The organism is Parabacteroides sp. An277, assembly GCF_002159645.1.
In the GTDB taxonomy this organism is placed as follows: domain Bacteria; phylum Bacteroidota; class Bacteroidia; order Bacteroidales; family Tannerellaceae; genus Parabacteroides.
Window position 1 is genome coordinate 1 of the sequence record NZ_NFJB01000093.1, and the last position, 675, is coordinate 675.

At 48.4% G+C, this 675-nt stretch carries 1 pseudogene; it reads left to right on the forward strand.

Annotated features, from left to right (window positions below):
* Nucleotides 1–505 (forward strand): annotated as a pseudogene (locus tag B5F77_RS16135) (transposase); the annotation flags it as partial.
* Nucleotides 506–675 lie beyond the last annotated feature (170 nt).

The following is a 675-nucleotide window of genomic DNA, read 5'->3' on the forward strand; positions in this document are numbered from 1 at the left end:
GCTGGCTAATGATGCAATGGAGGAAGCCAGACAAAAGGACAAGGAGTATATCCCGTATAGATTTCCCAATGGTGACACCCGTAAGGAACTGCTTATACGCTCGCGTTACCTCCTGTTCAAGTCCGCAGACAAATGGACCGACAGGCAGAAGTAGAGGGCCGCGATACTGTTTGAGGAATACCCGGACATCAAGACGGCATACGGACTGTGCCATTCCCTGCGGATGATCTTTGCCAAAAACACAATCAAGAATGCCGCACGTCTGTCCATGGCACGGTAGTACAACAAAGTGGAAGAAGCCGGATTTCATTCATTTAACGTCATAGCCGCTACCTTCCATGAGCATTATGATGAGATTCTGAACTTCTACAACAACCGATCTTCCAATGCCTTGGCAGAGTCCTTCAATGCAAAAGTCAAACTCTTCAGGGCTAACCTCAGAGGGGTTGCTGATAAAAAGTTCTTCTTATTCCGTATTGCAAAACTATATGCATATCCCCACTAAATTTCTACTGAGCCCATATCCATATTTGACTTCTCATCCATCCCGGCAAGCCCTTTCTCTCCCCCCCCAAAACAGGAAAACCGGTCCAGCAAATCTGCTGAACCGGCTCACTTCCCAAAACGGCGGCTACCTACTCTCCCACTGTTACGCAGTACCATCGGCGTGACGGG